A 25,284-nucleotide genomic window follows, 5' to 3' on the forward strand; every position below is an offset into this window, starting at 1 on the left:
CGGGTATAAGAGTTATTGGTTTATACGAGCTGCTCAGTTGAGCAGCTCAATACCGTTTAGTTATGAGGATTTACGAACTCTTAGGTACCATTCAGATAGCAGTCTCACTTGTTTCTCGGTGTAGCCTTTTTCCATCATACGAGCAACGAAGTCGTCATGTTTTTTCTGATCATCCGTTGAGGTCTTAGCATTGAACGAAATAACAGGAAGCAGCTCTTCTGTGTTAGAGAACATTTTCTTCTCAATTACAGTGCGCAGTTTCTCGTAGCTCGTCCACACTGGGTTTTGACCGTTGTTGTTGGCTTTGGCACGAAGCACAAAGTTCACAATCTCATTTCGGAAGTCTTTAGGGTTACTGATACCGGCGGTCTTCTCGATTTTCTCTAGTTCACCATTCAGAGAGGCACGGTCAAATAGTTGGCCTGTTTCTGGATCGCGGTACTCTTGGTCTTGAATCCAGAAGTCTGCGTAGGTGACATAGCGGTCGAAGATATTCTGACCGTACTCAGAGTAAGACTCTAGGTAAGCGGTTTGAATCTCTTTACCGATGAACTCTACGTAGCGTGGTACTAGGTATCCTTTCAAGAATTCTAGATACTTCTCTGCGGTCTCTTGAGGGAACTGCTCACGTTCGATTTGCTGTTCAATAACGTAGAACAGGTGCACTGGGTTTGCGGCCACTTCGGCTTGGTCAAAGTTAAAGACACGAGACAGGATCTTAAAGGCGAAACGCGTTGATAGCCCAGACATGCCTTCGTCAACGCCAGCATAATCTCGGTATTCTTGGTAGCTCTTCGCTTTTGGATCGGTGTCTTTTAGAGTCTCACCATCGTAAACACGCATTTTTGAGAACAGAGAGGAGTTTTCAGGCTCTTTCAGTCTCGATAGGATGCTGAATTGCGACAGCAGATCGAGTGTGCTTGGTGAACAAGGGGCTTTGGATAGCTCACTGTGTTCAAGCAGTTTCTGGTAGATCTTAACTTCTTCAGAGACGCGCAGACAGTAAGGGACTTTTACAATATACACACGGTCTAGGAATGCTTCGTTGTTTTTGTTGTTACGGAAGGTCTGCCACTCGGATTCGTTCGAGTGAGCGAGAATCATACCGTCAAATGGCAGTGCTGAAAGCCCTTCGGTACCGTTGAAGTTACCTTCTTGTGTTGCCGTTAGTAGAGGATGCAATACCTTGATTGGCGCCTTGAACATCTCCACGAATTCCATTACACCTTGGTTGGCTTTACATAGCGCACCAGAGTAGCTGTAGGCATCAGGATCATCTTGAGAGAAGTGTTCAAGTTTACGAATATCAACTTTACCAACCAGAGACGAGATATCTTGGTTGTTTTCATCACCTGGCTCTGTTTTCGCGATCGCAACTTGATCGAGAATAGAAGGGCGCAGTTTGATGACTTTGAATTTGGAAATATCACCGCCAAAATCGTGCAGACGTTTTGCTGCCCACGGAGACATAATTGAGCGAAGATAGCGTTTCTCAATGCCATATTCATTCTTCAATAAGTCGCCGTCTTCGTTAACATCGAATAGACAGAATGGGTGATCGTTTACTGGGCTTCGTTCACCGTCAGCAGACAATACATAGATTGGTAGTTTCTGCATCAGGGCTTTGAGTTTTTCGGCGAGAGAAGATTTACCACCGCCCACAGGGCCAAGTAGGTAAAGGATTTGTTTACGTTCTTCTAAACCTTGCGCAGCATGTTTTAAGTAAGAAACAATCTGTTCAATCGCATCTTCCATACCGTAGAAATCTTTAAATTCGCTGTAGCGTGAGATGACACGGTTCGAGAAAATACGACTCAGATGAGGGTCTTGAGCGGTGTCAATGACCTCCGGTTCGCCAATGGCTAGTAATAAGCGCTCGGCAGCATTAGCGTAAGCACTTTTATCGTCTTTACACAGCCCTAAGAACTCTTGCAATGTCAGCTCTTCTTCCTTGGCTGCTTCATAACGTGATTGATAGTGGTCAAAAATACTCATAGTCACATTCCCCTTGTTAACCAGTCAAAACTGACGAGCGATTGAAAAATAGGCTCTCCCTACATTTTAAGGTTAGACCCGCTTCCACAATTTTGCTTAACAATTATGTATTTATTTACAATTTTGCGTGTGAAAAACGTGGCGAGCACAATACGCAACTTGAGGCGCGTAGAATCAAATTATTTTACATTCGAGGGGATCTGGCCGTTTGTTTTGAGATTTTAGGTCGCTTAATAATACTCACAATGGATTTATGTGCATTAGATGTATAACTGAGCTCTATTGATTTTTCGGAATGAAGTGCCATATAATGCGCGGCGTTATCAAAAATTGCTCAATAAATAGGTAGATGTAGTGAAGAATAATGGGTTAAAAATAGTGGCTATCAGTGCTGCGTTACTGGCTTCAACAACAGCACATGCAAGAATCTCGCAGTGGTCATTGGGTGTTGCCGCCTCTTATTCTCCTGCTGTCTATAAAGATACACCATCAAACCGTGCCGTGATCCCTATGGTTGGTTATGAAGGCGAGCACTTCTTTATGCGTGGTTTCAGCGCTGGTTATCGTTTATTACCAGCAGGCTCACCGCAAAACATCGTATTTCGAGCGGTTTATGATTCAAGAACATTAAAGCCTGGTGATTCCGATAACGTCGATATTCAAAAGTTGGATGAACGTGATGCCTCGATATTGGGCGGTATCAGCTATCAAGTGATCACTTTGGTGGGCATGTTTGAAGCGACTGCGGGTTCGGATTTAGGCTTTAAGCACAACGGCATCTATGCGGAAGCGGCATGGCGTCTACCTATTCGTCGTAATGGCTGGGCAATTACCCCGTCTATTGGTTACGCCTACAACAGCGAGCGTTTGAACAATCATTTATATGGTGTGAGTTCAGCTGAAGCGGCAAGAACTAACTTAAATGAATTCGACGCAGACTGGGATGGTCAGTACTTTATTGGTTTAGGTGGCTATCTGCATGTTACGCCAAATGTCCGAGTAACTGGTGGTGTTCGTTATACCAACCTTGAAGGAGATATCGAGAATAGCCCAATACTTGAAAGTGGCATCAACATGGCCGCAAACGTCGGTGTGGCTTACGTTTTCTAGTTTCTTTGGTTTTTCTCTTTGTGTGCGAACATTAAAAAAGGGTTACTCATGATGAGTAACCCTTTTTATTTATGCGAAGTACAGGCTGATTATTACAAGAATCAAAGCAAAGAAAGGCATTGCATGGCTAGATTTAGCACTCATCAGCTCAATTAATGTAAAACCTTTCTGCTTCATATCTTAGAAAGTGAAACCAGCTTGTAGACCTAGAGTGGCATCACTGCCTAAGTTCATGCTGCCTGAGCTGAAGTCGTACCAATCGAAACCGACACGTGCCATAAACTTCGAGTTATCAAACATTGGTTGCGCTGACTTAAATTCAGCACCGATGCCGTAAGTTGCGCCCCACTTGCTATCTGAATACTTGTGAGTGTCTGATTCGTCTGCATTAGCCCATGTTGATTTAGAATTAAAGTTTGAGTAAGCAACACCAACCTTACCGTAGATAGCAAAAGAGTCATCGAAGCTATATTTATACATTGGCGCTAGAGACATTTTGAAGTGTTGGTAATCGCCCTTGTACTTAGTTAGGTCGCCGTTTACGTCTGAAATAACATCGCTGCTGTCTGAGTCGATGTAATTCATAGTTGATTCTAGATAAAAGTTTGTATCAAGAATTTGTGAACCAACAGTGAATTGTGCGCCTGTATCGTCTTCGTTAATGCCAACGCCACCAAGCACGTACATTTCGTTAGCTGCGAAAGCTGAAGTAGACATAATAGCTAGTGATGCAAGGATGAATTTTCTCATTTTGTTTATCGCTCTGGTTAATAAATTTCGGGGAGAATTCTAGCTATCTTATTTAAAATAAAAAACACCGTTCAAAATCGAACGATGGTTTTTAATTTGTATTAAAGGTTTCGAAGTGGGATTAACAAAGATGAATGACCTAATTGGTTGTAAATACTAGGTTTGTGTTCGTTGGTTAATGGGCGATATCAGAGAAATTAATTGGAAATGGTTCAATATTTAATATCTTATCTTTATGATTCATTCGCGTTTTCTGTATCTGAAGTACACTTTTTATCCACATCGCTTCATAAGTCCCGTTTTCTGTTTGTGAATATTCACTATCTACATACATGTGACGTCAAATGTCGGTACTGCTTACGTTTTCTAATTGCTTTGGTTTTTCTCTTTGTGTGCGAACATTAAAAAAGGGTTACTCATGATGAGTAACCCTTTTTCTTGAAACTTTTTAAAAAGTTATCGCTGATCTATTAACGTATTAAGCGCTAAAGATTTGAGATAGCTCTGTCGCACATAGGTGGTACTGACGAGGACAGTTGCGCCATGTTGTTAGCATGCGACGGTACTTCTCTAGCATTGGCATTTGGCTATTGAAGTGGTGATCGGCTTTGTCGAATTGAGGGTAAAGACCTTCAGAATCAACAAGGAAACGCACGTAGTGTACGATCTGTGCTTCAGAAGCGATATCAAAACCTAAGAACTGCAGGCGACGTTGGTCTACTTCAGCACGTTCTTGTTCTGCAAGCATTTTGTTCGACTCTTGCATCGCATGGTACATCTCCATGATGTCGATAATTTCGCGACATTCTGCTTCAGTCAAACAACCAAACTCTTTGTTAAGCTCACGCATTTGGAGTTCGTAACCACGCTCTACAATCGTTTGTAGACGTTGGTATTTAGCGGAGTTCTCAGGATCCATTTGAGACATTAGGTAGTATTGATTTGATAGAATTAGACGCTGAGCATTGGTCATTTCCATGGGAGGAGCCTCACTAAAAAACTAAATGTTGTATTCTTTTGTTGCAGTAAGAGTAACAGCATTCCTACGAGTGGAAACATGATCTCAACACGGATTTAATATGATTTTTTGAATTGATAAACAAAAGTTGTAAAGAAAAGTGAAAGGATTGTTTAAGCCATAAAAGAAAACGCCCCAATCGAAATTGAGGCGTTTGAAAACACGATGAACGTAAGCCTAGATTAGTATTTTACGTTTGAATGGTACTGGCTAAGAACCGCAACAATCTCGTCCATTTTCTCTTTGCTTGGCGGGTTTGTACCTTCAAGAGGGTAATCAAAACCAAGCGCTTCCCACTTATGTGCACCAAGTTTATGGTATGGAAGCAGTTCTACTTTCTCGATGTTGTCCATGTCTTTGATGAATTCACCAAGCAGATGAGCATCTTCAGGCGTATCTGTGTAGCCAGGGACAATCACATAACGAATCCACGTCTTCTTACCGATTTTGTGTAGGTAGCGTGCGAAATCAAGAGTACGTCTGTTTGATACACCAATGAAATCGTGGTGAATCTCATCTCGCATGTGCTTAAGATCGAGCATTACTAGATCAGAGGCTTCTAGTACTTCGTCAACCACTTCAGTGTGCTTACGAATGTAGCCATTAGTATCAAGGCAAGTGTGGATGCCTTCAGCTTGAGCTGCGCGGAAAAAGTCACGAACAAACTCAGGTTGTAGCATCGCTTCACCACCAGAACAGGTGATACCACCGCCCGATGCTTTCATGAAATGACGGTATGATTTTGCTTCGTTGATGATCTCTTCGACCGTTACTTCCTTTCCGTCATGAAGATCCCATGTATCACGGTTATGACAGTACATACAACGCATTAAGCAGCCTTGAAGAAACACAATAAAGCGGATACCAGGGCCATCGACAGTACCACAAGATTCGAATGAGTGAATGCGACCAGTTGTAGACATGAGCTATTCTCGTAGAGGAATTTATACCATTTATTTTATTACAAAAACGGTACATAAAATAGGGTCAAATGGTAACGAGACCTTTAAAAATAAAGGCAACCACTTGTGAAGATGATTGCCTTTATTAAACTTGAAAAGTAAAGGACGAAAGCCCTTACTGGTGGCTAGAAGAAAGCAAACATTGTGATACCGCCAGTGGTGTACACTGACTCTTTTGCTTCTTCGTAATCCGGTGTTTTTGCTGTTAATGCGAAAGAGGCACCAACGTATTGGTTATACCAAGCGACACCAAGCACAGCAGTCGCTTGAATGTTCTCTAAAGTCACATCGTATATAGCAGGGTCTTCGTTGTTTTTATTAGCGTACTCATCAACACCTGAGCGATCGCCTTCGATAGTCAGGTCGTTGAATCGGTAGCGACCTTCAAGGCCTGCATAGGTAAACCAACCAGTGTTTGATGCGCCGATCATGCCCGGTTTGAATGGGTTTTCTGTGGTGATGTTAGCTGCACCAAAGTTACCGCCTAAGTCCGTACCCCAACGGAACATGAAGCCCGTTGAAATGTCACTTCTAAAGTTACCGACGTTGATTTCAGAAACGTTAGAGATTTCGTAGTCAGTATTCGCAAGAGCTTGATTACGCATTAGGTTGAAATGGCTTAGGTAACCAACGCTTCCCGCCCACTCATCATCGACTTGGTATTCCCAACCCATCGGTTCATCCGACTTAGTGATCGAGTGAACCAGCTTCTGAGCGTCTTCTGAAAGTGCACGTTCGCCCGTAGTACCAAACGTGATATTAAAACGCTGGGCTTGCTGTGGGTTTAAGCTGATGTAGTTGAATTCAGTGTGTAGGTAACCTGCGTATGGGCGATCATTAGCCGATGGCGTTTCTAACTCAATGTCAGAAGGCGTATACATCTTGTGGCCAATGGTGATTTCCCACTTATCTAGAGAGCTTGCGCCCCAGTAAGAAAGGCTCAGTGGTTTTGCCCAGTTGTATGGCGTAATACTTGATGATGTGTAACCCAGAAATAAGCCGTTGGTATAGTCTTGGTCGACACCAAAAATACCATCATTATCTAAAGCAAAAGTCAGCGTAGAACGCTCAGAGGCTAAAGATGAGAAAGAGAGAAGAATCAGGGGTAAACAACGCAGGTATTTCATGGAGCAGTTACTCTTAAATTATGAACCGCGATATTACCGTAATTTGACAGAATTTGTGGAAAAAAAGTGAATGGCAGGGTGCTTTTTTGCTCAACCTAACATTTCGCGGGATAGGTGAGTGTAGTGCGATTTATTTCAGATATAAAAAAGCCCCGCACATTGGCGAGGCTAATATTATTTACTGTCTATTGAGCGTGAGCTTATAGAGACTCAGTAAATGTACGTGCGATTACGTCAGCTTGTTGCTCTGCAGTTAGAGAGTTAAAGCGAACAGCGTAACCAGATACACGGATTGTTAGCTGAGGGTATTTCTCAGGGTGCTTAACTGCGTCTTCAAGAGTTTCGCGGTTAAGAACGTTAACGTTAAGGTGTTGACCACCTTCAATGCCAGCTTCGTGGTGGAAGTAACCATCCATTAGGCCTGCAAGGTTAGCACGTTGGCTGTCTTGTTCTTTACCTAGTGCGTTTGGCACGATAGAGAACGTGTAAGAGATACCATCTTGTGCGTCAGCGAACGGTAGTTTACCTACAGACGTTAGTGAAGCTACAGCGCCTTTCTCATCACGACCGTGCATTGGGTTTGCACCAGGAGCGAAAGGAGCGCCAGCACGACGACCGTCTGGAGTGTTACCTGTTTTCTTACCGTAAACCACGTTAGACGTGATAGTAAGAACTGACTGTGTAGGGATAGAGTTACGGTAAGTCTTAAGCTTACGGATCTTGTTCATGAACGTAGAAACTAGTTCACAAGCAATATCATCTACACGAGAGTCGTTGTTACCGTATTTAGGGTAATCGCCTTCGATTTCGAAGTCAGTTGCAATGCCATCTTCGTCGCGGATTGGTTTAACAGTCGCGAACTTGATTGCAGACAGTGAGTCAGCTGCAACAGATAGACCAGCAATACCACAAGCCATTGTACGACGAACGTCACGGTCATGAAGAGCCATTAGAGACGCTTCGTAGCTGTACTTGTCGTGCATGTAGTGAATGCTGTTTAGTGCAGTCACGTATTGCTTAGCTAGCCAGTCCATGAAGTGATCTAGACGGTCCATTACTTTATCGTAATCAAGAACAGCGTCAGTCATTGGCGCTTCTTTAGGACCAACTTGCATCTTAAGTTTTTCGTCCACACCGCCGTTGATTGCGTAAAGCATTGTTTTCGCAAGGTTAGCACGAGCACCGAAGAACTGCATTTGCTTACCAACGATCATTGGAGATACACAACAAGCGATAGCGTAATCATCAGACTCAAGGTCAGGACGCATTAGGTCATCATTTTCGTACTGGATAGAAGAAGTATCGATAGATACCTTCGCACAGAAACGTTTGAAGCCGTCAGGTAGTTGCTCAGACCAAAGAACAGTGATGTTTGGCTCTGGAGAAGGACCCATAGTGTATAGAGAGTTTAGGAAACGGAAGTTCGAACGCGTTACTAGCGTACGACCGTCGATACCCATACCACCCATAGACTCTGTTGCCCAGATTGGGTCGCCAGAGAATAGCTCATCGTACTCAGGAGTACGTAGGAAACGAACCATACGCAGCTTCATTACGAAGTGGTCGATCATTTCTTGTGCTTGGTCTTCTGTGATTTTACCAGCAGCGATATCACGCTCGATGTAGATGTCTAGGAAAGTCGAAGTACGACCTAGAGACATTGCAGCACCGTTTTGAGATTTAACAGCAGCTAGGTAGCCGAAGTAAGTCCACTGGATAGCTTCTTGAGCAGTTTGAGCTGGCTCAGAGATATCGAAACCGTATTTCTCAGCCATTTGCTTGATTTGACCTAGAGCACGATGTTGCTCAGAGATCTCTTCACGCAATTGCATTGTTGCAGAAAGATCTTCGCCGTTCTCGAAACGCTCTTGTAGAGAAGCGAATTGAGTAGCTTTGTCTTTCATTAGGAAATCAATACCGTAAAGTGCAACACGACGGTAGTCACCAATGATACGACCACGGCCGTAAGCATCAGGAAGACCAGTCAGAACACCAGACTTACGACATTTTAGGATATCAGGAGTGTAGATATCGAAAACGCCAGCATTGTGTGTTTTGCGGTATTCTGAGTAGATTTTTGAAACCATTGGGTCAAGAGTTTCACCGTATGCTTTACAAGAACCTTCAACCATACGTACACCACCGTTAGGGATGATTGCACGTTTTAGTGGTTTCTCAGTTTGTAGACCAACGATAGTCTCAAGATCTTTCTCAATGTAACCTGCATCGTGAGCAGTAATGGTAGAGATAACAGAAGTATCGAAATCTACAGGTGCTTTAGTTGCGTTTTCCTGTTTGATACCTTCCATTACCGAAGACCAAAGCTTGTTAGTTGCTTCAGTACCCTCAGAAACTAGGAAAGACTCGTCGCCTTCATACGGCGTGTAGTTCTTTTGAATGAAATCACGAACGTTTACTTCGCTTTGCCACTCACCTGCAGCAAAATCTTCCCAAGCTTTAGCAAATTGCTCTGCCATGACATACCTACCTTTTTAGTAGAAAAAATACGTACATTAACACTGTTGAGCCAGCGCCCCTCGTAAGGGTAGTACACTCTTATTAATAACAATATATATGAGCATATAAGCGTCATATGGTTATATATATTGTCACTACCTTTTATATGTTGTCTTTACTCTATGTATTCAAGACTACGCTAAAAAATTTCTGCAAACCTTAAACTAAATCAATAAATTCCAAAAAAAGTTGAAAAAATTTGAGTGGCAGGGGTTGCCACCCAAACTTTTTTTTAATCCTATTACTACTTTTGTGTAGTAAGGACCATTATAGCCAAGCTTTTAGGCCATATTGACTTTCTAGCATACCAACTGCAAGCATTGCTACTAGACAGATAACTAAAACACCAACTGGGATAACAATCTTGTCTACAAATGATAGACGCTTAGCACGCTCTTTATCACCAATTAGACCGTTGTTATCTAGAAGCATAGTCAATGCCCATGCTAGTACTGGGTTAACAACCGCTGAACCGAAGATACAGATACCAGCCGCTTGAGAATCTTTAGAATCCTTAACCATTTGCATACCCGCTTCAAGTAGAGGTAGAGATACACCTACAAGTAACGCAACACGCATCACTGGTGGCCATACTGCTACGTCCATTGGGAAACCAAGAATCGCAACAATAATACATAGAGAACCAAGCAAGATTGCGCCGCCAGGAATTGGACGTTTCGCGATTGCTGCTGGGATCATGTACGTACCCCAAGAAGATGTGATGTTACCACCACCAACCGCTGTACCCACCATTTGACGAACAGAACACATAGTCATTGTGTCATCTACATCCATTAGTACTTTTTCAGAACGTTTAGGGTAGTTAAGTTCTTGGAAGATACGGTGACCTAGGAAGTCAGGTGACCACATTGCTACAGCAAGGATTGCAAATGGTAGAGATGCAATGAAGTGTTCAACGTTTGGCAAGCCAAGCATCCAACCTTCAGAAGTAGAACCCCACCAGTAAACTGGGTTTAGGTTTGGAATACCCATTTCAGTTTCGAATACGATGTCGAAGCCAGCACCTAATACTAATGCAATAGCAAGGCCTGTGAATGCACACACTGGGATAGCTAACCAACGCTTGTTCACTTTTGCTAGGAAAGCGTAGATAGCAATAGTAATAGCAAGAACGATTAAACCAACGTAACCCATGCTGCCCGCTTCAACAGTAGAAGATTGAAGACCAACCGCCCATTCTTGAATCGAGTTGATTTGGCTCATGGTACCCGTTAGGCCTAAGAAGATAAGCAAGCCCCCCGCGGTACCTTCCGAAGTAAGGTTAACCAGCTTGGAGCCGCCTTTTAGGAAACTTAGGATTAGACCGAAGATACCGATAAGGATTGCCAATGCAAGAGGGTGAGCACCAGCGAGAGCGATGGTACCAATAAGAGGAATCATTGGGCCGTGGTTACCGGCAAGGTTTGCTTTAGGGTTAAAGAAACCAGAAGCAAGGATACAGAACAGCAGTGCAGGGATAAGCATTTCTACACGAGCGACTTCAATCGCAAACTCTTTACCAAGGTTTACGTGATCCCAAGCTTGAGTTAGGCCATCAGCCCAAGACATCATTACTGCAGAGTACATCGCGATGATACCAATGGTACCAGCAAGTGCAGGAACAAGGTCTTCAAGTTCAAAGCGGAAGTCACGACCTGGAAGGTTTAGACCGAAGCGGCGAGGCTTCATGATTTGAAGCTCGTGATCTAGATAATCTGAGCGGCTCTCAAATTCAGAAGCAGGGCGGTGTAGCTCTTTATAGCTTTTCTCTTCTACTTCAGAGTTCGCATTGTTCACAACGTCTGACATAGATTCCTCATATTTTATGTTAGTAATTCTAAAATTGAATTCTATAAGTTCGCGTAATTGCGTTATTTCTTAGTTATAACTCATTAACATTATGTTGCACGGTTTTGATGTGCTTTATGCAGCTAAGTTAAAAGAAATGTTTGGCATTTTTAATGCCTTATTCTTTGCTGAGGAGTCTAACAAGCTTACCCTTTAGGGTGATTGATCTTGATCACTTTATGAGTGTATGTGAAAGAAAGCTACAAAACGCAGCGATTCATTAACTTCCCATTGATGAATTGTGTAATTTATTTTCACAAGCTGACGTTTTCGTATTCTAGTCACAGTTCTCACAGTGATTTATACAATATTGTAATGGTTGGCTTACTTTTTGCTTTATTCTAATAAGATAATTAATTCTGGCGAGCTGTTGCCACAAACTAGGACAAAATAGATGAAAAAGACACAAATGTTGCCACTAGCGGCAATTATTTCAGGATTACTTGTTGGTTGTGGCGGCAGCGGTGGTGGTGGCGGCGGTGGCGGTGCATCGAAAACAACATTTACGTTTGACTTTGCTATTCCTGCGACACTGTTTGAGAGCGAAGCTAACGCACAAAATTGTACCGTTTATGATCGAGATACTGATTTGAATGGTGACGCCACCGTTCTAACTTACAGTCAAGCGTCAACAGCTCAGGTCACTAATAACGTAATTGGTTACTATTCTGATGCTGATGGCAAAATAGTTGGAGAAGTTATTAAGCCAACTAGTGATAACTTCCAATTTGTTTTAGAAGACATCCCTGAAGGTGGTTACATCACTGTTCAAGCGCTAGAGTTCAATGGTCGAGAAGTCCGTGTAAATTCATTCTCTCGCGAGTTTTTGGAAGACAAAGAGCTGCGCAATGTTACTTTTGCTCTGAACCGTGAGTCATTGAATAAGTGCTTTACTGGAAGTAACGAATCGGACAAAACGTTCAAAAATCTTTCATACCGAAACGCAGTATCTGGTGGTGGTGACTACCACTATGTTTCACAAAAAGATGTTTTAGTATCTTCGAACAATAGTATGACTTCAGATGAAGAGCTGTTGGGCTTAACTGGAGAACCTACGGTTTTATTCCAATATCAACCTGATTTGGAGAACGAATCGTTACATCAATATGGAATTGGTTCTTGGGGCACTAGTGACATCGAATTAGTTACGACAGATGTTGTTTCTAGTATTTACTCATCGTCTGGCTACAATTATGACTCCTTGAATATTGGTTTTGTAGCAAACGACTATTTGTACGATGCCTTAGAGCTAGGTAATTCCGTTGATGAATACCGTCGACCTAGCGAAGCTAAACAAGAAGAATGGGTTTACTTAGCTGTTGCAGAGAATGCGACAAATGGTTGGGACTCACTACTGACTGGTACTATTGATTCAAGCTGGGATATTGATGCGGACCCTAGTGCACTTCTAAATATCAATAACTTGCCGAATTCAAAACCTAGCGTTATATCTCAGAGCGGACGAGAGTCAGTGATTGATATTGATATGGGGCTTACTAGCTCTACAGAAGGTTTTGCTCGCACTGCTTACTTTGCTGCCTCCGGTGATTACAAAGTGACTCACCGTATTTTTACTAGAAGTAATAGTGATTATGTTGTGGTACCTGAACTGGATTATTACAATTTCCCTTCTTCAGTAATAAATGGCTTAAAGGTATCAGAAACGGATAACTTTAACCGATCTGCTATCATTCTTGATGAGAACAGTGATATCGACTCTGAAATGTTTATGAGTTTCTTCTCTAACGGTGAATCTTCTGAGCCAGAACTCGAAGCCGACCTTGATGGCATTCTTACTTCTGAAAAAGATGGAATGGAAAGTGAAGTAACATTACGAACTTCGAAATCTCTTGTTGTAAAGCGTTTTAATTAATACCACGTACAGCAAGATTTAATTAACACTTTTGTATCTTAACTAGCCCCTCACTTGAGGGGCTTTTTCATGTCAATTATTCAGTATTTAAAGAATATCTTGCTGTAAAGTGCATATTCATCTGATTGTTGTATCTATCTATCCCAATTATTCAGGTTAATAATTTGTTGCAACTTCTCTTGTGTGGTGCTAGTTTGTATCGCATGAAAAGGTCGGAGTACCTTGCATTTTCACAAACTTGGGAGAGAAAGCGCATGAAAGATGTACCAGCGCTGGACATAAAGGATCTACACAAAACGTTTGGTCAAAATGAAGTTTTAAAGGGAATTTCACTTTCTGCGCATAAAGGCGATGTAGTATCGATTATCGGATCTTCAGGGTCGGGTAAGAGTACTTTCCTTAGATGTATCAATCTTTTAGAGACACCTACCGCAGGCGAGATTTGGGTTAATGGCGAATTAATTCAAATGAAAAACAACCGCCAAGGTGTTTCTGTTCCTGCCAATGAAAAACAAGTACAGCGAATCCGTTCTCGTCTGGCAATGGTTTTTCAGGGTTTCAATCTGTGGTCTCACCTGACCGTTCTCGAAAATGTTATCGAAGCGCCTGTTCACGTCTTAGGCGTACCTAAAGCACAAGCGATTGAAAATGCAGAGCTACTACTGAAGAAAGTCGGCCTGTATGAGCGTAAAGATTACTACCCGGGTCATTTGTCTGGCGGCCAACAACAGCGTGCTGCTATTGCGCGAGCGCTAGCGGTTGATCCTGAAGTTATGCTGTTTGATGAACCTACATCGGCATTAGACCCTGAGTTAGTAGGCGAAGTGCTTGGTGTAATGCGCGATCTAGCAGAAGAGGGAAGAACCATGCTTGTGGTAACTCACGAAATGGCTTTTGCTCGTGACGTATCTAACCATGTGATGTTTTTGCATCAAGGTCTAGTGGAAGAACAGGGCGATCCAGCTAAACTGTTTACGGAACCTGAATCTGAGCGTTTACAACAATTTATCTCATCGATTTACTAATCAGAATTGAAATGCCGTTGCCAAGGTAAACTGCGACGGTGTGAACAATAAAACACAACAAGTAAGTTAATAAGTAACAACAAACACAATATTAAAACTAGCAAAACATAAAAACCTAAATCACAGGAGTAGGGATATGAAAAAGTGGTTATTAGTCGCGGCACTTGCTGCAACTGCTGCAACGGGCGTAGCTCAAGCAAAAGAATGGAAAACAGTACGTTTCGGTATTGAAGGTGCTTACCCTCCATTTAGCTGGACAGAAGCTGACGGTTCACTGAAAGGCTTCGATGTCGATATGGCTAACGCGCTTTGTACTGAAATGCAGGTGCAGTGTAAGATCGTTGCACAAGATTGGGATGGTATTATTCCTTCTCTACTTGCTCGTAAATATGATGCGATCATTGCGGCAATGTCTATCACGGAAGAGCGTAAGAAAAAGATCGACTTCACTGGTAAATACGCACTTATCCCAAACAATTTCATCGCTAAGAAAGGTGCTGACCTTAACTTTGATGACCTAAGTGGTAAAAAGATTGCCGTTCAACGTGCAACAACGCACGATAAGTACCTAACAGACAACTACGGTGACACAGTAGAAATCGTTCGTTACGGTTCATTCGATGAAGCTTACCTTGATCTAGCTAACGGTCGTGTTGCTGCGGTACTGGGTGATGCATCTGCTCTAGAAGAAGGCGTACTAAACAAAGCTGGTGGTGAAGACTACGAGTTTGTTGGTCCATCACTAACCGATCCTAAGTGGTTCGGTGAAGGTTTTGGTATTGCTCTACGTAAGCAAGACAAAGATCTGACTAAGCAATTAGATGCTGCAATCCTTTCATTACGTGAAAAAGGCATCTACCAAGAGATCGCTGCTAAATACTTCAACTACGACGTATACGGTGAGTAATCTCTAGCATCACTTCTTAAGGGAGAGGTTCTCCTCTCCCTGTCTTACCAACTTTTTCGCAGTTCTGTTGGAATTCATTATGTTTGATTTACAAGGATATGAAGCGTCGATCCTGAAAGGGGCGGTGCTCACAATCGAAGTTGCCTTGCTGTCGCTAATTTTAGCTATGGTTCTTGGTATGCTAGGTGCCTTAGCAAAACTAGCGCCTTATCGCTGGGCTCGTGCTATCGCAACCCTCTACACAACCGTTATTCGAGGCATTCCTGATCTCGTCTTGATGATGCTGATTTTCTTTGGTGGACAAATCCTTTTAAACAACAGTTTGTATTCCATCAATGAGTGGCTCAATGAGTGGTTCACATCAAGTGATCCTAACCACGAATGGACCGCTTACTTACCTGATTATATTGATGTTAGTCCATTTGTTGCTGGTGTCTTAACCATTGGATTCATCTTTGGCGCTTACATGGCTGAAACCTTCCGTGGTGCGATCATGGCGGTTGATAGCGGTGAAATGGAAGCAGCAAAGGCCTATGGCATGGGACCTGTTCTAGCGTTCCGTCGTATTCTATTACCGCAAATGATTCGTCACGCACTGCCGGGTTTTGGTAACAACTGGTTGGTTTTACTTAAAACTACCGCGTTGGTTTCCATTATTGGCCTAGAAGATATGGTGCGTGTTAGCGCACTGGCGGCAGGCTCAACCAAAATGCCATTTACCTTCTATATGACAGTGGCGATTATCTTCTTATTCTTCACCAGTGTTTCGACGGGCTTACTTAAGCTGGTTGAACGTAAATTCAGTATCCACGCGAGGTAGTTATGGACTTTTCATTGATAATTGAAAGCCTACCGATTTACCTTGGTGGTTTATGGACAACGGCTTGGATGGTTTGTGTCGCTTTGATTATTGGCTTATTCGTAGCCATACCCTTAGCGATTGCTCGTAACAGCCCAAATATGCTGATTAACGCTCCGGCTTGGTCATTCATCTATTTTTTCCGTGGTACGCCGTTATTGGTGCAGTTGTACCTGATTTACTACGGTATGGATCAGTTCTTCCCAGTAAAAGACACGCTATGGGAAAACGCTTGGTTCTGTGCTCTGGTAGCATTCATTCTTAACACATCAGCATATACAGCAGAGATCATTCGCGGTGCTATTAATGGCTTACCTAAAGGTGAAGTTGAAGCAGCAAAAGCGTACGGCATGAGTACACCAAAGACTTACCGCCGCATCATTTTGCCAAGTGCTCTACGTCGTGCATTACCGGCTTACAGTAACGAAGTTATCTTCATGCTTCACGGCTCTGCGGTAGCTGGTATCGTAACCATTATGGACTTAACAGGTGCAGCGCGTTTGGTTAACTCTCGTTACTATGCTCCATTCGAGTCTTTCCTAACGGCAGGTCTGTTCTACATGGCGCTAACGTTTATCATCATCGCGATTTTCAAATTCGCAGAGAAGCGTTTCCTTGCTTACCTAAGACCCCTTAGCTAATAGTACGGTATCCATACAGTTAACAAAACGGCGCTCATTGAGCGCCGTTTTTTATTTTCAGACTTTGTTGTTTACTTAAACGTTGACCAAATCGGAGCGTGATCTGACGGTTTTTCAATGCCGCGTAGCTCGTAATCGATGCCAGCTTCAGTACACTTATCAGCAAGCTTTTGAGTCGCAAGGACTACATCAATACGCAGGCCACGGTTGTCCACGAAACCTTTTGAACGGTAATCAAACCACGAGTATTGATCGTTTACTTCAGGGTGCAGCAAGCGGAAGCTGTCTACAAAGCCCCAGTCCATCAATGTTTTCAACCATTCGCGCTCTTCTGGTTGGAAAGAACACTTACCTGTTTTTAACCAACGTTTCGCATTAGGTTCACCAATGCCGATGTCAGCGTCGATAGGGCTGATATTAATGTCGCCCATCACAATCACTTGCTCATCTTTGTTGTGATAGTCGTTTAGGTAAGTCATTAAGTCTTTGTAGAACTGGCGTTTGTACGGGTATTTTGTTTCATGCTTGATGTTATCCCCTTGCGGGAAGTAGCCATTCAGCACCGTAACTTTTTCACCATTTTCATCTTCAAACGTCGCCATGATCATGCGTTTTTGATGATCTTCATTATCTGTTGGGAAACCCTTCTGCACAGAGATAGGCTCTTGCTTACACAACATCGCTACACCGTAGTGGGCTTTTTGGCCGTGGAAGTAAACCTTGTAGCCCATTGCTTCAACATCAGCAATTGGGAAGGCTTCATCGTGTACTTTTATCTCTTGCAGACCAATCACGTCGGGTTGGTGTTTGTCGATAATAGCTTGCAGTTGGTGAAGGCGGGCTCTAAGACCGTTGATGTTGAAGCTAATTACTTTCATTTGTTTTTATACCTCTCGTAAACCTTTGTCACTGCTTGTCTTTAAAGGTTTTTGATTTGGTGGATTTCATGGTTCATCGTATTTAACCATGCTTAATAATTTCTGTCGCCACTTTGTAGAGACAAAATGGCGACATTAAATGATGTGAATACTTACAGTTACGCAGAATCTATTGAGTCTTTAGTAAATCCAAAAAGAATGCGTATTCGAGTGCGTCTTCTTTTAGTCGTTTAAACCGACCAGAAGCGCCACCGTGACCAGCTTCCATATCTGTTTTGAATAGCAACACGTTGTTGTCTGTTTTCATCTCCCGTAACTTTGCGACCCATTTCATTGGCTCAAAGTATTGCACCTGTGAGTCATGCAGGCCCGTCGTTACCAACATGTTCGGGTAGTTTTGAACCTTAATGTTGTCGTATGGTGAGTACCCCAGCATGTAATCGTAGTAGGTTTTATCGTTTGGGTTGCCCCATTCGTCATACTCGTTGGTGGTTAGAGGAATCGATTCATCGAGCATGGTTGTCACAATGTCTACAAACGGAACATGTGCACCAATGCCACGGTACAGTTCTGGTGCTTGGTTGATGATTGCTCCCATTAATAGACCGCCAGCAGAGCCACCAACGGCGAACACTTTATCCTTAGCGCCATAGCCTTCTTCAACAAGCTCTTTGGTTACATCAATAAAGTCGTTGAACGTGTTTTGTTTGGTCAGTTTTTTTCCATCTTCATACCAAGGGCGACCAAGCATTTCTGAACCTCGGACATGTGCGATGGCATAAACAAAACCTCTATCCAGTAGGCTTAGACGAGTTGAGCTAAAGGTTGGTTCGATCGTAGAGCCGTAAGAACCGTAGCCGTATTGGTAGATTGGGTTAGTGCCGTCTTTCTTGAATAAATTTTTGCGATAAACCAAAGAGACAGGGACTTGCTTACCATCGCGAGCCGTAACCATGATTCGCTCTGATTGGTAGTTATTTGCTTCGAAATCACCTAGTACGGGTGTTTGCTTCATGAGCTCGGATTCACCTGTACTTAGGTCGAAATCATAATAAGTACCTGGCGTGGTTAAGCTGCTGTAATAGATACGAACTTTTGAGTTATCTAATTCATAGTTACTCGTTAGGTAAGCGGCAAATGCGGTGTCGTTAAATTCAAGTGGGAACTCGTGGCCTGTTGAGAGTTGGCGAACTTTCACTGTAGACAAGCCATCCGCGCGTTGCTCGTAGACAAGATGGTCATCAAACAACTCGAAATCAACAAGCTGAGTATTATCGTCCGCTGGGATGACATCGACCCATTTTGAGCGGTCATGCATCTCTTCGGCGGTGACTTTCATTAAACGGAAGTTGACCGCTTGGTAGTTGGTGTAGATGTAATACCAATCACCTAGCTTAGCGATGCTGTACTCTATGCCGGTCTCTTTTGGGTAGAAAGCCTCAGCTGTAGCCTTTGGGTTGTTGGCATCGATGACTGAAACACCGCTGGTTTCTGTGCTCGAGTGCCAAATGTAGACCTGTTCACCATCTTTGCTTTTACTCAAAGAGGTGTAGTAAGCGCTATCGGTTTCTTCGTAGATTAACTCATCGCTTGCCTGAGCGGTGCCTAAAACGTGGCGATAAACTTGATAACCCAGCAATGTTTGTGGATCTTTCTTGATGTAGTAGAAGGCTTGGTTGTCGTTTTGCCACGCGATTGCACTTGAAGCGCCTTCAATTTCATCTTTTAGGTATTCACCTGTTGTGAGGTCTTTGATCTTGATGGTGTAAATTCGGCGGCTTAGCGTATCTTCGCCATAGGCCAACAAATTTTCGTCTGGGCTGATCGTTAAGCCACCAATACTGAAGAATTCATGCTCTTTTGCTAGCTCGTTAACATCTAAGATGACTTGCTTGTCTGTGCCTAAAAAGTTTTTTTCACGCAGGTGAACTGGGTATTCGTTGTCACCTGTGACCTTATTCGAGTAGTAGTAACTGCCTTTGCGAACCGGTACCGAATTGTCGTCTTTAGCGATCCGGCCTTTAATCTCTTCAAATAATTGTTTTTGTGCTGCTTCTGTATGTTTCAGCACTGTATCTGCGTACTGATTCTCTTGTTCAAGTTGTTGCAAGATCTCTGGATCTTGGCGTGCATCATCGCGCATCCAATAGTAATCATCGATTCGGGTGTCACCATGAATCGTCATTGCGTGAGGGACTTTCTTAGCAACGGGTGCTTGGGTTTGCTGAGCGACGAGTTGTGATTGAGAGTAGTGGTTCATGGTTGAGATTCCTTGATTGCTGCATCCGGCGACAAGCGCTATTGATACGGCTAATGTGGTTAAAGCGATACGCATCTGTATATCCTTAGTCTGTACCTTACTCGTTTTAATGCCAGCATCCTTTGTTGTGAGAGTTCAGGTACGTTGGTGTTCTTCCAGTGATATTATTTGTAATTGGATTCTGGATATGCACCTTTATCGTAAGTGTCTGTTATTGTTTTCAAAAAATCAAAGCAATGTTAAATGAAATTACTGATACGTGAGAGTGGAAGGAATAAATGTGCAACAAAAAGGGACACACTGTTCAGTATGTCCCTTTCCTTTGTTTGGGCAGGATTCGAGCTTTACGTTAAATAGCCAATGGCATTTCATTTGAGTGGTCAGGTTTACGATTAACCCAACGTAAACCAAGCATAACGATGAATGACATTGCAATCATCAAGCAACCGAGTGGCAATTGGTCTTGAGCTGGGAAGAACGATGCCAATAGTGTTGCGATGCCAGCACCCAGGTTTTGCATGCCACCTAAAATCGCACCTCCAGTACCAGCGTGGTACGGGAATGGCGAAAGTGCCCCTGTTGTCGCCGCTGGGAATAATATGCCAGCGCCCAAGAAGTAAATGGTTGCACCGCCAATTAAGGTTAATGCTGTTGTTTGACCAAACAGACCCGGTATCAATACCACTGTTGAGCCTACCAAGATTGCTACTAGACCAACATTCAGTGCGCGGCGCTCAGAGCGACGTTGTGCGATGTAACTAGATAAGCCTGCACCGACTAAGTAACCTGGAATAGGCAAGACAAACAGCAAGCTTACTGTGGTTGCCGGTAAGCCAAGTACGCCACCAAGCAACACACCTGCCGCTGCTTCAAATACGGCTACACCAGCAAAGGTTGCGACCAATACCAATAAGAAACCTTGGAAACGTTTATCAGACAGAACGAACTTGTAGCTGTTGGCAACCGATTCATGCTTGCGTCGTTCTTTCGGCAGTGTTTCCATCATGCTCGTCATCATAGTGATCACAACAGCAATACCAAACAGCGCAAGGAATAAGTAGCTAGAACGCCAGCCGAAAGCTTCTGTTAGGTAACCGCCTAATACAGGCGCCATCAATGGTGAGAAAATTACACACATACTAATTAAGCTGTTTGCACGGTGCAGTTCTGCGCCTTCAAAACAGTCGCGAGTCAATGTACGAGACATCGCACCGCCACAACCGATGCCCAAACCTTGGATAAAGCTACCCGCTAAGAACCATTCATACTCGTGAGCGAACAATGCTACCAAAGTACCGATGATGTAGATGATCAAACCAATCACGATGATCGGTTTACGACCTAGGCGATCAGAAAGTGGGCCGTAAACAAATTGCGACAGACCATAAGGGATCAAGTAACACGCCATCACCGCTTGCAGTGAAGATGCCGAAACTAAGAACTCACCTGCCATATGACCGATAGAAGGCACGTACATCGTTTGAGTCATTTGACCTACGGCAGTCAGAATAGCGATTAAAAAGGTAAGTTTCGCTAATGGAAACGAGGCGGACATTTGCGTATCTCTCCAAAAATTAAGACGTAAAAAGCCTTAGCGCTCCATTAAAGGAGAGCCAAATGAATAAAGTATTCAGGGAATCTAGGCGCGAGATATTAGAGCTTGATTGCGGGCTTAGCAATCAAAAAGTGTGAAGTTGAGCAAGATAAAAATCTATAACTTGGATTATAAAAACTAATCCGAAATCGCTGCATTTTAAAGAGGGAGAGGGTGGAGTGGGCTTCCTTTAAATATCGCTGTTTTGGCTATGTCCAAAGCGCTAAAACCTAAGCAACATAGCCAATGATTATATGAGTACATCATTTGAAATCACAGAAAAAAGGAAGAAAACACGCTCTATTAACATTTGTGTAAACTTTCGTTTTATATGTAAGCAATTTGTGCTGTAATTATCCGCTAAGCTATTCGTCTAACTTATTTACATTGTGTACAGCAATTCGTTGTCGATGTGATAGTTATGGTTATGGAAGTCTTTTGGCTTAAATAAGGATATTAAATGCGCTCTCTATCGGTACAGTGGAAAATAACCCTCTTAGCAGGTTGTTGTTTAATCATTACGTCACTGTCTCTTATTGGTTTCTCGATCTACAACGCAACGAGCAATCAACAAGTCATCAAATCTCAAAGTTCAGAATCAGTTATCAATAAAACTCAGCAGTTGCTGGCATCTGTTTCTCAGCTTAATGCTCAAGAAACTCAACGTTATGTAGACGAAGCTATTTACCGCGCAGAGATGCTTGCGGCCAGTGCTCAGTTTCTAAAAAACAATGCAGACGAAAACTTTACGCCAAGTGAAGAGCTTCGTACCGCCTTGGATGAAATGGTTCGTCGCTCGGTTTTAAACTTCGACTCTATTCAAGGAGCGTATCTAGTTTTCAAGCCTGACTTGCTCGATAGTGAAGATGCGAATTATGTCGATGCTGATTATGTTGGTTCTAACGAAAAAGGTCGTTTTGCTCCTTACTGGAGGGTGGCAGATAACGGTGAAAATGTTCTAGCGAACGTTCTTTCAGAATCTATCTTGAATGATGACAGCAATAGCGAACGTTTTTACTGTCCTTTGTCTTCAGGGCAAACATGTATTAGTACCCCTCGAGTGGTTAACAGCGGTGGTGTAGCACTACTTACGTCCTCTATTTCCGTACCTATTTTGGTTGATGACGTTGCTATTGGTTTTCTTGGTATTGATCTAAGACTCGATGGTTTAACCAGTGTGATTACTCAATCTGATCAGAGCTTGTTTAACGGTGCGGGCAAAGCTTATGTGGTTAGTCTAGATGGTTCAGTCATTGCCTCTGATGATTCAAGCATTGGAGTCGGTTCAACTTTCCAAAGTGACAATACAAATAGTGATTTAATGACCGACTTTATCTTTGGTGGTGAAGTGACAACGCAATGGAGCGAGAACGGTGAGTGGTTACTTGCCTTTGCACCTGTTGTTGCGGCTAACCAAACTTGGGGTGTGTTGTTTGAGATTCCAAGAGAGAGCGTTGTTGCTGATGCCAACAAATTGGATTCCATCATTAGTACTAAGCTAAGTGAAGGCATTAAGACGGAAGTAATTGCAGGTAGCGTATTCATTTTGTTCGGTTTAGCCATTATCGCATTTGCTTCACTTTCAATTGTGAAGCCTATTCGACAAGTGGTCGAGCGACTTAATGATATTGCTTCTGGTGAAGGGGATTTGACGCAGCGTTTAGAGGTTAAGTCTCAAGACGAAATTGGTCAGCTATCTAAAGGGTTCAACTTATTCTTAGACAAGCTACAACATACGATCAAAGAAGTGATTCACACCACCGAGCAAGTGGCGAGCACGACAAGCCAGGCTAAAGCATCGGCATCAAGTACCCGAGAAAGCAGCGAATCTCAATTTAAAGAAGTCGATCTTGTGGCGACAGCGGCAGAAGAGATGACTCAAACTGCAGGCTTAGTGGTACAAAATGCAGAAGTGGCCGTTGATGCCGCTTGCGAAGCGAATCGTTCTGCTCAACAAGGGCAGCAAGTTATCGAGCTTTCAGCCGGTGAAATGAGAAAGCTGGTGGAACGTATGTCGAGTGCTGTTCCTATTGTTGAAGAGTTGGCCAAAAATAACGGCAACATCACTGAGATATTAAGTGTGATTGAGGGGATTTCTGAGCAAACTAACTTACTGGCATTGAATGCAGCGATTGAAGCAGCTCGTGCTGGCGAACAAGGTCGTGGCTTTGCTGTTGTTGCGGATGAGGTAAGAAACCTCGCAAGCCGAACACAGTCATCGGTTGGTGAGATCAGAGCGGTGATCGACAAGGTTCATGCTGGAACTCAAGATGTCGTTGAAGCGATACAAGAAGGCAATATACTTGCAAACGACACAGCACTACACGTTCAGAAAGCAGTTGAAGATCTAGGTTCGATCTTTACTTCTATTGAGGCGATCAGTGATATGAACAGTCAAATCGTTCGAGCAGCCGAAGAGCAACAATCGGTTTCCGGTGAAGTAAATCAAAGCGTGGTTAATATTCGCGATTTGAGTGCGAAGATCTTGGAGCAAGCCGCGGCTTCTGAGCAAGTCGGCAATGAAATTGACCAACTGTCTCAACAACAACAGAAGTTGGTCAATCAGTTCAAGGTATAGTTGTTCAAGGTATAAGCATTAAGCCTTAACCAATTCTTGAATAGAAAAAGGGACAAATGAAGATTTCATTTGTCCCTTTTTTAATTGTTTCTCTAGAAGCTGGTCATAACCAGCGGTTGACGCTGCTTACTCTTCGATAAACCAGTAGCCTTTGTTGACCAATTCAGTCACGACAGTTACGCCCGAAGGAGATAGGGCAGTAGCCGAGGTAATCATGGTCTCATCGCAAAGTATGTTGAGTAACGAAGAATCCGCTTCATCAACCTTAACCACTTCGCCATTGATGTAAGCCGTGTTGCTTTCATTTTCGTGGTAGAGCGCTTTTAAGCCTGATACTCGGTGAATCTCACCTTCAGACTCTAAATGTTGAGCGATCTCTTCTTGAGTCCATAGTGGCTCTGGAGCAACGATATCAAGCTGGTGGCGTGATTGGCTTAGCAGACAACCCATGAATTCACTGATGGTTTCAGGTTGCTCTAGTGCAGATTTCAACATGTCTGTTAGATTGCTTAAATCCGATGAACGAATTTTTCCGTAGCCTTCTTGCATTTTGAATTCTGGATCGTGCAGGTGTACGTCACCCATATCATGAGCAAGCACAAAATCGGCAAAGTTGCTGATCAGCTCTTGTTCTTTAGGGGAGCGGTAGCCAATAGAGTAGCTCATTGACGGCTCTAACGTGTTCCCTTCATGTGGGAACCCCGGTGGGATATAAAGGATATCGCCCGGCTCTAAAGTTTCATCAATGATCGGGTCAAAACCTTCAATTTGACGAAGTGCAGACGCTTGAACAGTCTCTTTGTATTGGCCAACATCTTTAGCGCCAACCTTCCATTGACGTTTGCCTTGACCTTGAATGATGAAGACATCGTATTGATCAATATGTGGGCCTACGCCGCCTTCTGGTGCTGAGTAGCAGATCATGAGATCGTCGAATAACCAGTTTGGTAACGCTTGGAACGCCTCAGTCAGCTGATTTGCGCCTTGGTGCCAGTGGTTCGCTGCTTGAACGATCAGTTGCCAATGAGTTTCGGTTAATTCGCCAAATTTTTCTTCAGAGAATGGACCGTGTTCTGCAGTCCACTGATTGTCGAGATTAGAGACAAAGCGAGAATCCACTTCTTCTTCCATCGATAAACCAGCAAGTTCTTCCGGCGAAATTGGGTCGACGAAGTTTTGGAAGCCACCCTTTAAGATGGTTGGTTTTTTATGCCAGTAGTTTTCAAGAAACTCGGGCATAGAAAAGCTAAGTTGGTACATGTGAATCCTGTATATTTTATGCTAGATGCTAGATGCTAGATGCTAGATGCTAGATGCTAGATGCTAGATGCTAGATGCTAGA

At 43.2% G+C, this 25,284-nt stretch carries 19 protein-coding genes; 7 read left to right on the forward strand and 12 right to left on the reverse strand.

Annotated features, from left to right (window positions below; all coding sequences use genetic code 11):
• Positions 1 to 60: 60 nt before the first annotated feature.
• Positions 61 to 1,995 (reverse strand): PrkA family serine protein kinase, encoded by a 1,935-nt coding sequence (locus AB6E85_RS13660; RefSeq protein ID WP_029405329.1) that lies wholly within the window; start codon positions 1,993 to 1,995, stop codon positions 61 to 63.
• 354 nt (positions 1,996 to 2,349) lie between these two features.
• Between AB6E85_RS13660 and AB6E85_RS13665 the strand changes: the two genes are divergently transcribed.
• Positions 2,350 to 3,105 (forward strand): MipA/OmpV family protein, encoded by a 756-nt coding sequence (locus AB6E85_RS13665; protein ID WP_172379759.1) that lies wholly within the window; start codon positions 2,350 to 2,352, stop codon positions 3,103 to 3,105.
• 69 nt (positions 3,106 to 3,174) lie between these two features.
• On the opposite strand, the gene AB6E85_RS13670 is transcribed toward AB6E85_RS13665, so the two are convergent.
• The 7 genes from AB6E85_RS13670 to AB6E85_RS13700 form a co-directional block, all read right to left on the reverse strand.
• Positions 3,175 to 3,282: a prepilin-type N-terminal cleavage/methylation domain-containing protein gene (locus AB6E85_RS13670; RefSeq protein WP_372143019.1), complete on the reverse strand. Its 108-nt coding sequence runs from the start codon at positions 3,280 to 3,282 to the stop codon at positions 3,175 to 3,177.
• Between the two features lie 3 nt (positions 3,283 to 3,285).
• Positions 3,286 to 3,855 carry an outer membrane beta-barrel protein gene (locus AB6E85_RS13675; protein ID WP_372143020.1) on the reverse strand — a complete coding sequence of 190 codons (570 nt, stop codon included), beginning with the start codon at positions 3,853 to 3,855 and terminating at the stop codon, positions 3,286 to 3,288.
• Positions 3,856 to 4,333: 478 nt separating this feature from the next.
• Positions 4,334 to 4,834: a YfbU family protein gene (locus tag AB6E85_RS13680; protein ID WP_017066932.1), complete on the reverse strand. Its 501-nt coding sequence runs from the start codon at positions 4,832 to 4,834 to the stop codon at positions 4,334 to 4,336.
• Positions 4,835 to 5,055: 221 nt separating this feature from the next.
• A complete protein-coding gene (pflA, locus tag AB6E85_RS13685) occupies positions 5,056 to 5,796 on the reverse strand; it encodes a pyruvate formate lyase 1-activating protein (RefSeq protein ID WP_010437353.1) in 741 nt (246 codons plus the stop codon).
• Between the two features lie 164 nt (positions 5,797 to 5,960).
• The gene (locus AB6E85_RS13690; RefSeq protein WP_050643780.1) at positions 5,961 to 6,962 is read right to left on the reverse strand and encodes a lipid A deacylase LpxR family protein; all 1,002 of its coding nucleotides are present in this window, start codon (positions 6,960 to 6,962) and stop codon (positions 5,961 to 5,963) included.
• A 200-nt stretch (positions 6,963 to 7,162) separates the two neighbouring features.
• Positions 7,163 to 9,439, reverse strand: coding sequence for a formate C-acetyltransferase (gene pflB, locus AB6E85_RS13695; RefSeq protein ID WP_372143021.1), 2,277 nt, complete (start codon positions 9,437 to 9,439; stop codon positions 7,163 to 7,165).
• Positions 9,440 to 9,746: 307 nt separating this feature from the next.
• Positions 9,747 to 11,288: a DUF3360 family protein gene (locus AB6E85_RS13700; protein ID WP_048616229.1), complete on the reverse strand. Its 1,542-nt coding sequence runs from the start codon at positions 11,286 to 11,288 to the stop codon at positions 9,747 to 9,749.
• A gap of 433 nt (positions 11,289 to 11,721) precedes the next feature.
• Here AB6E85_RS13700 and AB6E85_RS13705 point away from each other — a divergent pair, with 433 nt between their 5' ends.
• The 5 genes from AB6E85_RS13705 (at position 11,722) to AB6E85_RS13725 (ending at position 16,632) form a co-directional block, all read left to right on the forward strand.
• Complete coding sequence (locus tag AB6E85_RS13705; protein WP_372143022.1) at positions 11,722 to 13,200, forward strand: 54K polar flagellar sheath protein A; 1,479 nt, start codon at positions 11,722 to 11,724, stop codon at positions 13,198 to 13,200.
• 254 nt (positions 13,201 to 13,454) lie between these two features.
• On the forward strand, positions 13,455 to 14,225 hold the full coding sequence (locus AB6E85_RS13710; RefSeq protein WP_004736532.1) for an ABC transporter ATP-binding protein: 771 nt from the start codon (positions 13,455 to 13,457) through the stop codon (positions 14,223 to 14,225).
• Positions 14,226 to 14,361: 136 nt separating this feature from the next.
• A complete protein-coding gene (locus AB6E85_RS13715) occupies positions 14,362 to 15,132 on the forward strand; it encodes an ABC transporter substrate-binding protein (RefSeq protein WP_017066930.1) in 771 nt (256 codons plus the stop codon).
• A 79-nt stretch (positions 15,133 to 15,211) separates the two neighbouring features.
• Complete coding sequence (locus AB6E85_RS13720) at positions 15,212 to 15,952, forward strand: ABC transporter permease (protein WP_017066929.1); 741 nt, start codon at positions 15,212 to 15,214, stop codon at positions 15,950 to 15,952.
• A 2-nt stretch (positions 15,953 to 15,954) separates the two neighbouring features.
• On the forward strand, positions 15,955 to 16,632 hold the full coding sequence (locus AB6E85_RS13725) for an ABC transporter permease (protein WP_017062123.1): 678 nt from the start codon (positions 15,955 to 15,957) through the stop codon (positions 16,630 to 16,632).
• Between the two features lie 71 nt (positions 16,633 to 16,703).
• On the opposite strand, the gene xthA is transcribed toward AB6E85_RS13725, so the two are convergent.
• The 3 genes from xthA to emrD all read right to left on the reverse strand — a co-directional run bounded on the left by xthA (position 16,704) and on the right by emrD (position 21,325).
• The gene (gene xthA, locus AB6E85_RS13730; RefSeq protein ID WP_010437369.1) at positions 16,704 to 17,510 is read right to left on the reverse strand and encodes an exodeoxyribonuclease III; all 807 of its coding nucleotides are present in this window, start codon (positions 17,508 to 17,510) and stop codon (positions 16,704 to 16,706) included.
• Positions 17,511 to 17,679: 169 nt separating this feature from the next.
• Positions 17,680 to 19,770: a S9 family peptidase gene (locus AB6E85_RS13735; RefSeq protein WP_372143033.1), complete on the reverse strand. Its 2,091-nt coding sequence runs from the start codon at positions 19,768 to 19,770 to the stop codon at positions 17,680 to 17,682.
• A 349-nt stretch (positions 19,771 to 20,119) separates the two neighbouring features.
• Positions 20,120 to 21,325 carry a multidrug efflux MFS transporter EmrD gene (gene emrD, locus AB6E85_RS13740; RefSeq protein ID WP_372143023.1) on the reverse strand — a complete coding sequence of 402 codons (1,206 nt, stop codon included), beginning with the start codon at positions 21,323 to 21,325 and terminating at the stop codon, positions 20,120 to 20,122.
• A gap of 499 nt (positions 21,326 to 21,824) precedes the next feature.
• Here emrD and AB6E85_RS13745 point away from each other — a divergent pair, with 499 nt between their 5' ends.
• Positions 21,825 to 23,942, forward strand: a complete 2,118-nt coding sequence (locus AB6E85_RS13745; RefSeq protein WP_372143024.1) for a methyl-accepting chemotaxis protein — start codon at positions 21,825 to 21,827, stop codon at positions 23,940 to 23,942.
• A 126-nt stretch (positions 23,943 to 24,068) separates the two neighbouring features.
• Here AB6E85_RS13745 and AB6E85_RS13750 read toward each other — a convergent pair whose 3' ends face one another.
• Positions 24,069 to 25,202, reverse strand: coding sequence for a JmjC domain-containing protein (locus AB6E85_RS13750; protein ID WP_372143025.1), 1,134 nt, complete (start codon positions 25,200 to 25,202; stop codon positions 24,069 to 24,071).
• Positions 25,203 to 25,284: the final 82 nt, after the last annotated feature.

Origin of the sequence: Vibrio sp. 10N.247.311.51 (assembly GCF_041467855.1) — a bacterium.
Taxonomy (GTDB): domain Bacteria; phylum Pseudomonadota; class Gammaproteobacteria; order Enterobacterales; family Vibrionaceae; genus Vibrio; species Vibrio coralliirubri.